Consider the following 8,423-nt stretch of genomic DNA (forward strand, 5'->3'; position numbering starts at 1 on the left):
GGGGGGGGGGGGGGAAGCCACCATCGATGTTTCCCTGGCGGGCAGGCGCTGACAGATTCGCGCATACTGCTCGGCCGAGGCCGCGTCCCAAAGCAGATTGGCACATGCCGCACATATGCCAATCCTTCCGGCGGATCGCCCCCAGGGGCGACAGTTTGGCCCTTTTGAGAACGTCGTTCAGCCCGCTCCCTCGATCATCCCGCGCAGTTCGTCCACCTTTGCCTTCAACAGCGCCTTGTCGCCGCGGGTTTCCACGTTGAGGCGAAGCAGGGGTTCGGTGTTGGAGGCGCGCAGGTTGAAGCGCCAGTCGTCGAACACCATGCCGAGACCGTCCTGACTCTCGATTTCGGGATTCTGCGGCATGTAGTGATTGGAGATGCGGGCCTGCACCTCGGCTGCGTCCGAAACGGTGAAGTTGATCTCGCCTGAGCATGGATAGGCGGCAATGCGCTCTTCCAGGCGCTCGGCGAGCGTCGTGCCGCTGGCGGAAAGCTCAGCCACCACGTCGAGCCAAGCAAGCATGCCCGAATCGCAATAGGCGAAGTCGCGGAAATAATGGTGCGCGCTCATCTCACCGCCATAGATGGCGTTTTCCTCACGCATCATCTTCTTGAAATAGGCATGGCCCGTGCGGCAGGGCTTGGCCACGCCGCCGGCGCTCTCCACCACATCGACCGTATTCCAGGTCAGGCGCGGATCGTAGAGGATGGTGCCCCCCGGATTCTTAGCAAGCAGGGACTGGGCGATCATGCCGACCAGGTAATAGCCTTCCACGAAGCGGCCTTTGTGGTCGTAGAGAAAGCAACGGTCGAAATCGCCGTCCCAGGCGATGGCGAGATCGGCGCCATGCTCGATCACCGCCTTGCTGGCCTTTTCGCGCTTTTCGGGGAGCAGCGGGTTCGGCACACCGTTGGGCAGGCGGGGGTCGGGCTCATGGTCGATCTTTATGAAGGTAAAGGGCAGGTGCTTTTCCAGAAGGTCGATGATGGGGCCTGCACAGCCATTGCCGGCATGGCAGACGATCTTCATCGGCTTCAGCTTCTGGCCCGCCACCTCGTCGAGAAGGCGCCCTATATAGGCATCGCGGTCACACAACCCGTGCAGGGCACCGCGCGCGGCATAATCGGCAACCGGCTGAAGGACAGCGTCCGAGCGCACAATCTCTTCGATGGGGTTGAAGGCATTGTCGGGCGTGGCGGCGGATGCGCCTTTCAGCACCATCTTGATGCCGTTGTAGTCGGGCGGATTGTGGCTCGCGGTCACCATCAGACCGGCGTCAGCGCCGCTGGCCGCGGTGTGAAAATACACCTCTTCCGTGCCGCAACGGCCGACCGGCTTCACATCGACGCCACTGTCGAGAAGCCCCTGGGTCAGCGCTTCGGCAAGGGCCGGACTGTCGATACGCATGTCGTGACCGACGACCACCAGTCCAGGGTTGAGGCTCTGCTTGAGCGCCTGCGAAAAGCGATAGGCGAAGGGAACATTGATTTCAGCCGGAATGCGGCCGCGAACGTCGTACGCTTTGAAAGGGGCGCCCATACTTTCCTTCCTGGATTTTCCTGGAGATGAACAATGCTCTTCAATTGTCGAGCATTGCAATGATTGATTGACGTTTTGTTAGGGGCAGGCCCCTCATCGCGCGCATGCAATCAAGAACCGGATTGCGGCGATAAATGCGCACGGTCGCAAAATTCACAACCACGGAAAGCGTTGCATGACCGACCGTTCACCTCGTGTAACAGTTGGCATATCAGTTTGAAGAGTCGCTTTGCTTGCAGAGCGTCCGTCGCCCCCCTATTCAACGGGCGGGGCTAACGCAGAATCAGCCCGCAACCGATTGGGCAACAAATGCAATTCATCGATCTCGGCGCTCAGCGTGAGCGCATTAAGGACAAGCTGGCGACCGCAATCGACAGGGTCGTGGCCGAAGGACGTTATATTCTGGGGCCGGACGTTGGCAGATTTGAAGAACAAATCGCCGCTTATGTGGGCGCAAAGCACGCGATTGCCTGTGCAAACGGCACAGACGCGCTTTTGATGCCGCTGATGGCCTATGGCATCGGGCCGGGCGACGCCGTGTTCTGCCCGAGCTTCACTTTTGCGGCGACGGCGGAGGTCGTGGCGCTGGCGGGCGCGGAGCCGGTTTTCGTCGAAATCGATGCCGACACCTACAATATGGATCCGGAGAGCCTGACGGCAGCCATCGAACACATCAAGGCGGAAGGGCGGCTGACGCCGAAAGCCGTGATCCCGGTCGACCTGTTCGGCCTTGCGGCGGATTATGCCGCCATCGAGGCGATTGCGGCTCGTGAGGGTTTGCGCATCGTCGAGGACGCGGCCCAGTCCATCGGCGGCTCGCTCGGCAACAAGCGCTGCGGTGCTTTCGGTCACGTGGCTTCGACCAGTTTCTACCCGGCAAAGCCGCTTGGCTGCTACGGGGACGGCGGTGCGATGTTCACCGACGATGACGATTTGGCCGAAGTGCTGCGCTCCATTGCCTTCCACGGCAAGGGCGAGAGCCAGTACGACAATGTGCGCGTGGGCCTAAACTCGCGCCTCGATACGATCCAGGCGGCGATCCTGATCGAGAAACTGGCGATCCTCGAAGACGAGATGGAGGCGCGCCAGAAGGTCGCCGCACGCTATGCCGAGGGGCTCGGCGATGTTGTGAAGGTGGCGGTGATGCCGGAGGGCCACCGCTCGGCCTGGGCGCAATATGCCATCGAGACCGAAAAGCGCGATCTGGTGCGCAAGCGCCTTGGCGAGGCGGGTATCCCCTCGGTCGTCTATTACGAGAAGCCGCTGCACCTGCAAAAGGCTTATGACATGTATGCCAGAGCGCCGGGCGGGCTCGCCGTCTCGGAGAGCCTGCCGCACCGCATCCTGTGCCTGCCGATGCACCCCTATCTGGCAGAGAGCGACCAGGATCGCGTGATCGAAACCATACGCGGTGCAATCGCCGAGTGAGCCGGAGAGCATCCGAGACACCGAAAAGGCCCGTGAAAACGGGCCTTTTTTGCATTCTGAAATGCCTTTTCCCCTTTGATGGAAACAACGCAAAAAGCGCCTCGCAAACCGGGGTGAGGTTGGGCGTGCGCGCCTTGAGAGGCCGGAAAACCGCATGGTACCCAAGAAGACGATCCGGAGGCCTTGACGGCTCCGACCGCAGCGACACAGATGCGAAGGCGAAGACATGCCGGCAGTCCTTACCCATCTCGACAGGCTGGAAGCCGAGGCGATCCACATCTTCCGCGAAGTGGCGGCGACCTTTTCCAAGCCGGTGATGCTTTATTCCGTGGGCAAGGATTCGTCCGTGCTGATGCATCTGGCGATGAAGGCGTTCTATCCGGCGAAGCCGCCTTTTCCCTTCCTGCATGTGGACACCACCTGGAAGTTTCGCGAGATGATCGCGTTTCGCGACCGGATGGCAAAGGAGAAGGGGTTCGATCTCCTGGTTCATGTGAACGAGGAGGGCGTGCGCGAGGGGATCAACCCGTTCGATCACGGCTCCAACACGCACACTCATGTGATGAAGACGGTGGCGCTGCGCCAGGCGCTGGACAAATACGATTTCGACGCCGCTTTCGGCGGCGCGCGGCGCGACGAAGAAAAGAGCCGTGCCAAGGAACGCATCTTCTCCTTTCGCTCGGCGGGCCATGGCTGGGACCCCAAGAACCAGCGCCCGGAAATGTGGAAGATCTACAACACGCGTGTCGCGCAGGGCGAATCGATCCGCGTCTTCCCGCTTTCCAACTGGACCGAGCAGGACATCTGGCAGTACATTTTGCAAGAAAATATTCCCATCGTTCCGCTCTATCTCGCGGCAAAGCGACCGGTGGTCGATCGGGGCGGCATGACCATCATGGTCGATGACGACCGGATGCGGCTTCAGCCGGGCGAGAAGGTGGAGGAGCGCATGGTGCGCTTCCGTACGCTTGGCTGCTATCCGCTGACCGGCGCGATCCCGTCCACCGCCGCCTCGCTCGAGGAAATCGTCGGCGAGATGCTGACGGCCCGCACCTCTGAACGGCAGGGCCGCCTGATCGACCGTGACGAGGCGGGCTCCATGGAAAAGAAGAAGCGCGAGGGATATTTCTGATATGTTGACTGCCAACACAGCGCTTCTGCGAGAAGACGACGACGACAATCTCGTCGATATTCGCGATTATGTGGCCGGGCAGGAGAACAAGGGGCTCCTGCGCTTTCTCACCTGCGGGTCGGTCGATGACGGCAAATCGACCCTTATCGGGCGGCTTCTCTTCGACACCAAGCTTATCTTCGAGGACCAGCTTGCCGCTCTGGAGAGCGATTCCAAAAAGCACGGCACGGCCGGTGACGAGATCGACTTCGCGCTTCTGGTGGACGGGCTGGAAGCCGAGCGCGAGCAGGGCATCACCATCGATGTGGCCTATCGCTTCTTCTCCACGCCGCGCCGCAAGTTCATCGTCGCCGACACGCCGGGCCACGAGCAATACACCCGCAACATGGCGACGGGCGCATCCACGGCGGACGTAGCCATCGTGCTGGTGGACGCGCGGCAAGGCATCCTGCCGCAGACGCGACGGCATTCGATGATTGCATCGCTTCTGGGCATCCGCCACATCGTGCTTGCGGTGAACAAGATCGATCTGGTCGCTTTCGACGAGGCGGTGTTCGAGCGGATCGCGGCGGAGTATCGCGCCTTTGCCGAAGATCTGGGCTTCGACACGATCCGGCCGATCCCTATGTCGGCGCGCTATGGCGACAATGTCATCCGCTCGTCGGGCAAGACGCCGTGGTATGAGGGGCCGTCTCTTCTGGAGCATCTGGAGACCGTCGATATCGAGGCCGAAGCGGACGGAAAACCATTCCGCTTCCCGGTGCAATACGTGTCGCGGCCCAATCTCGACTTTCGCGGCTTCTCCGGCACGGTGGCCGCCGGCCGCATCGGCGTGGGCGAGCGGGTGGCTGTCGCCAAGTCGGGCAAGCAGACACGGATCCGCCGCATCGTGACGCAAGACGGCGATCTCGAGACGGCGGCCGAGGGGCAGGCGGTCACGCTTTTGCTGGAAGACGAGGTGGAGCTCTCGCGCGGCAACCTGCTGGTAACGCCGGAGGCGCGGCCGCATGTGGCCGACCAGTTTTCGGCAACGCTGGTGTGGTTCGACGAAAAGCCGCTCCTGCCGGGGCGCTCTATATCCTGCGTACCGAGACCGACGAGGTTTCGGCGACGGTGAGCCAGCTCAAGCATCGCCGCAACATCAACAATTTCGCCGAAGAAGCGGCGACGAGCCTCGATCTGAACGAGGTGGGGCTGTGCAATTTCTCGCTGCAGGCGCCGATCGCCTTCGATGCCTTCAGCGACAACCGCACCACGGGAGCCTTCATTCTGATCGACCGACTGACCAACGCAACGGTCGGTGCCGGCATGATCCAGCGGCCTTTGCGCCGCGCGGCCAACATTCACTGGCAAGCGCTCGACGTGACACGCCAGTCGCGCGCGGAGCTCAAGCATCAGAAGCCGGCAGTTCTGTGGTTCACCGGGCTTTCGGGCTCGGGCAAATCCACCATCGCCAGCCTGTTGGAAAAGAAGCTGCATGCGGCCGGCCGGCACACCTATGTTCTGGATGGCGACAACATTCGCCACGGGCTGAACCGGGATCTCGGCTTTACGGACGAGGACCGGGTGGAAAACATCCGCCGCGTGGCCGAAACCGCGAAGCTGATGGCGGATGCCGGGCTGATCGTACTCGTGTCCTTTATCTCGCCCTTCCGGGCCGAGCGGCGGATGGCACGCGAACTCATGAACGAGGACGAATTCGTCGAAGTCTTCGTCGATACGCCATTCGAGGAATGCGCAAGGCGCGATCCGAAGGGCCTTTATGCCAAGGCGCTCAATGGCGAGATCGTGAACTTCACGGGTGTCGATTCCCCCTATGAGACGCCGGAAAGGCCTGATATCCACATCGAGACGACGGCCCGCGCGCCGGAAGAACTGGTCGACGAGGTGGAGGCCTGGCTCAAGGAACGCGGCTATTGCTGATCGCCTGAGCGGGGAAGACTGACTGGCCCATGGGCATGTTGAAGGATGATGCGTCGCTGCTGGCGCTGTTCGAGGACCTGGCACTGGCAGCCGGTGCCGCGATCATGCAGCACTACGAGGCGGGCTTCGAAGTGGAGCAGAAGGCCGACGACACACCGGTGACGGCGGCCGATCGCGCTGCGGAACGCGTGATCCTCGGTGGATTCGCGAAGGTGGGTCTTGGAACGCCCTGCGTTTCGGAAGAGGCTGCATCGGGCGGCGTCATTCCAGCCTGTGGCGATGGCAATTTTCTTCTGGTCGATCCGCTCGACGGTACGCGGGAATTCATCGCGCGGCGTCCGGATTTTACCGTCAATATCGGTTTGATCCGCAATGGCGCGCCTGTGATCGGCGTTGTCTATGCGCCCGCCCGCAACCTGCTTTACTCCGCGCGATCCGATGCGGCATTCGAAATCCCGGTGACGGCCGGCCAGCCGCAGGAACGCCGGAGCATAAAGGCGCGCCCGCGCCGGACACCGCCTGCGATTCTCGCCAGCCGTTCCCATTGTACCGACGAAACGCGCGCTTTCATCGCCCGCTATCCCGACGCCGAAACCGTCTCGATCGGCTCGTCGCTGAAATTCTGCATGATCGCGCGAGGCGACGCGGATCTTTATCCGCGTTTCGGCCGCACAATGCAGTGGGACACCGCGGCGGGAGATGCCGTGCTGCGGGCGGCGGGCGGCATGGCGCGCACGCTTGACGGCGCACCGCTCACCTACGGACCCAAGGGAGGCGAGGGGCTGGAAGCCTTTGTAAGCCCTTCCTTCGTCGCGGAAGGCGCTGGCTGATCAGGCCGCCGAAAGCTCCTCTTTCCAGGGCGGATTGGCGCCGGCGCGCGAAACGGTTATGGCGGCCGCGCGTGCCGCAAAGGCGATGGCGTTCGAAATCTGCTCCGTGTCGAGTGCGGCGATCTTTTCTTTCGTCAGAAGTCCCGCCATTTCGAGGGCTGCCAGAAGCGCGCCGTTGAACGTGTCGCCGGCGCCCACCGTGTCGACCACCTGAACCGGGTTGGCGGCGACGAAGTGCTTTTGCGATTTTGTATAGGCCGTCGCGCCCTTGCCGCCGTCAGTGAGGATGACGAGGCCGGGTCCGCGTTCCAGCCAGCGGGCGACGATCTGGTCGGCGCTGCCTGTTTCGCCGAACCATTCGAGATCGTCGGCGGAAATCTTGACGATGTCGGACATGGCCACCATGCGTTCGATGCGGGCGCGATGGCCCGCGGTATCGGTGATGAAGGCGGGCCGAATGTTTGGATCGAGCATGATGACGCGATCTGCGCTTTCGCGTGTCATCAGCGTCTCATAGGTGGAGCCGCAAGGCTCCGAGACGAGGCTGATGCCGCCGAACAGGAGCGCCGATACGTCCGTGCCTATCTCCGGAAGATCGGAGAGCGCGAGCATGCGGCCGGCAGTGCCTTCGTCATAGAAGTTGTATTCGGCCTGGCCGTCGACCAGCGTCACGAAAGCAAGCGTCGTCGGGCGCCTCGATATTCTGGCAAGGCTGAGGTCGACGTCGCTTTCCGTAAGCTTTTCGCGCAGCATCCGGCCAAACAGATCGTCGGAAAGCCCGGTATAGAAACCGCAAGGCACACCGAGACGCGCGATAGCGATGGCGCTGTTGAAGACCGCGCCGCCGGTGTAGGGCGCAAAGGCTGCCTCATCCTCGGTGGAATGACGCGGCAGCATGTCGATCAGCGCCTCGCCGCAGCAAAGGATCATGAAAAGCCTCCCAATTTTTTCCGCTCAGGCAGTAGCGTTATGCGAGCGGATTGGCAATGCGGGACCGCCTTCGGCCGGATCAATGAAAGTTGCGACCTTTCGGCAGAACGCGCACGTCGCGCGGGTGGCGCCAGAGATTCTGCGCCGTTGCGGTCTTTTCCTGCGCCTCGTTTTCCAGTTCTGGATCGGACATTGCGGCGAAGAGATCCGGCGTCGTGTCGATCAGGCGGCGGGCGACCACGTGGATGACCTCGTTCTCTTTCTGCAGAACACCCTCTACGGTGACCATGCGCGCGCCGAAGACGATGCGGCGAAAGCGCTGGAAGACACGCGGCCAGACGATGACGTTGGCGATGCCGGTTTCGTCTTCGAGCGTCATGAAAATAACGCCGCTTGCCGTGCCGGGGCGCTGACGCACCAGAACGAGACCGGAAACGCGCACGAAGCGACCCGCCGGTGTCTCGGCAAGGGCGCGGGTTTTCAGGACGCGGCGCTTCTCAAGTTGCTCACGCAGGAAGGAAACGGGATGCGCCTTGAGCGACAGGCTGAGCGTGCCGTAATCCTCTACCACCTGTTCGCCAGGAAGAAGCTCCGGCAGTGTCACGCCCTCCTCGGCCTGAAGCGGCGTTGCCGCCGCGCTT

At 62.2% G+C, this 8,423-nt stretch carries 6 protein-coding genes and 1 pseudogene; 4 read left to right on the plus strand and 3 right to left on the minus strand.

The genetic code is table 11. The features are described 5' to 3' along the window. Positions 1-177: 177 nt before the first annotated feature. Positions 178-1,539 (minus strand): phosphomannomutase, encoded by a 1,362-nt coding sequence (locus tag QZ638_RS20500; protein ID WP_295813821.1) that lies wholly within the window; start codon positions 1,537-1,539, stop codon positions 178-180. 309 nt (positions 1,540-1,848) lie between these two features. Between QZ638_RS20500 and QZ638_RS20505 the strand changes: the two genes are divergently transcribed. From QZ638_RS20505 to cysQ, 4 genes and pseudogenes are all read left to right on the plus strand, one after another. After that, the gene (locus QZ638_RS20505) at positions 1,849-2,967 is read left to right on the plus strand and encodes a DegT/DnrJ/EryC1/StrS aminotransferase family protein (RefSeq protein ID WP_295813823.1); all 1,119 of its coding nucleotides are present in this window, start codon (positions 1,849-1,851) and stop codon (positions 2,965-2,967) included. 226 nt (positions 2,968-3,193) lie between these two features. After that, on the plus strand, positions 3,194-4,099 hold the full coding sequence (gene cysD, locus QZ638_RS20510) for a sulfate adenylyltransferase subunit CysD (protein WP_295813824.1): 906 nt from the start codon (positions 3,194-3,196) through the stop codon (positions 4,097-4,099). A gap of 1 nt (position 4,100) precedes the next feature. Continuing rightward, positions 4,101-6,022, plus strand: a pseudogene (gene cysN, locus QZ638_RS20515) (sulfate adenylyltransferase subunit CysN). Between the two features lie 29 nt (positions 6,023-6,051). Beyond that, on the plus strand, positions 6,052-6,852 hold the full coding sequence (gene cysQ, locus QZ638_RS20520) for a 3'(2'),5'-bisphosphate nucleotidase CysQ (RefSeq protein WP_295813826.1): 801 nt from the start codon (positions 6,052-6,054) through the stop codon (positions 6,850-6,852). Here cysQ and QZ638_RS20525 read toward each other — a convergent pair whose 3' ends face one another. Both QZ638_RS20525 and QZ638_RS20530 read right to left on the minus strand, forming a co-directional pair. Then, entirely contained in the window at positions 6,853-7,782 is a 930-nt protein-coding gene (locus QZ638_RS20525; protein ID WP_295813828.1) for a carbohydrate kinase, read from the minus strand. It lies immediately after the preceding gene. Between the two features lie 79 nt (positions 7,783-7,861). Beyond that, positions 7,862-8,423 (minus strand): OB-fold nucleic acid binding domain-containing protein (locus QZ638_RS20530; RefSeq protein ID WP_366936266.1); only part of this gene is annotated, 562 nt, incomplete at its 5' end.

The sequence above is a fragment of the uncultured Nitratireductor sp. genome (assembly GCF_913053745.1).
Lineage (GTDB): Bacteria > Pseudomonadota > Alphaproteobacteria > Rhizobiales > Rhizobiaceae > Nitratireductor.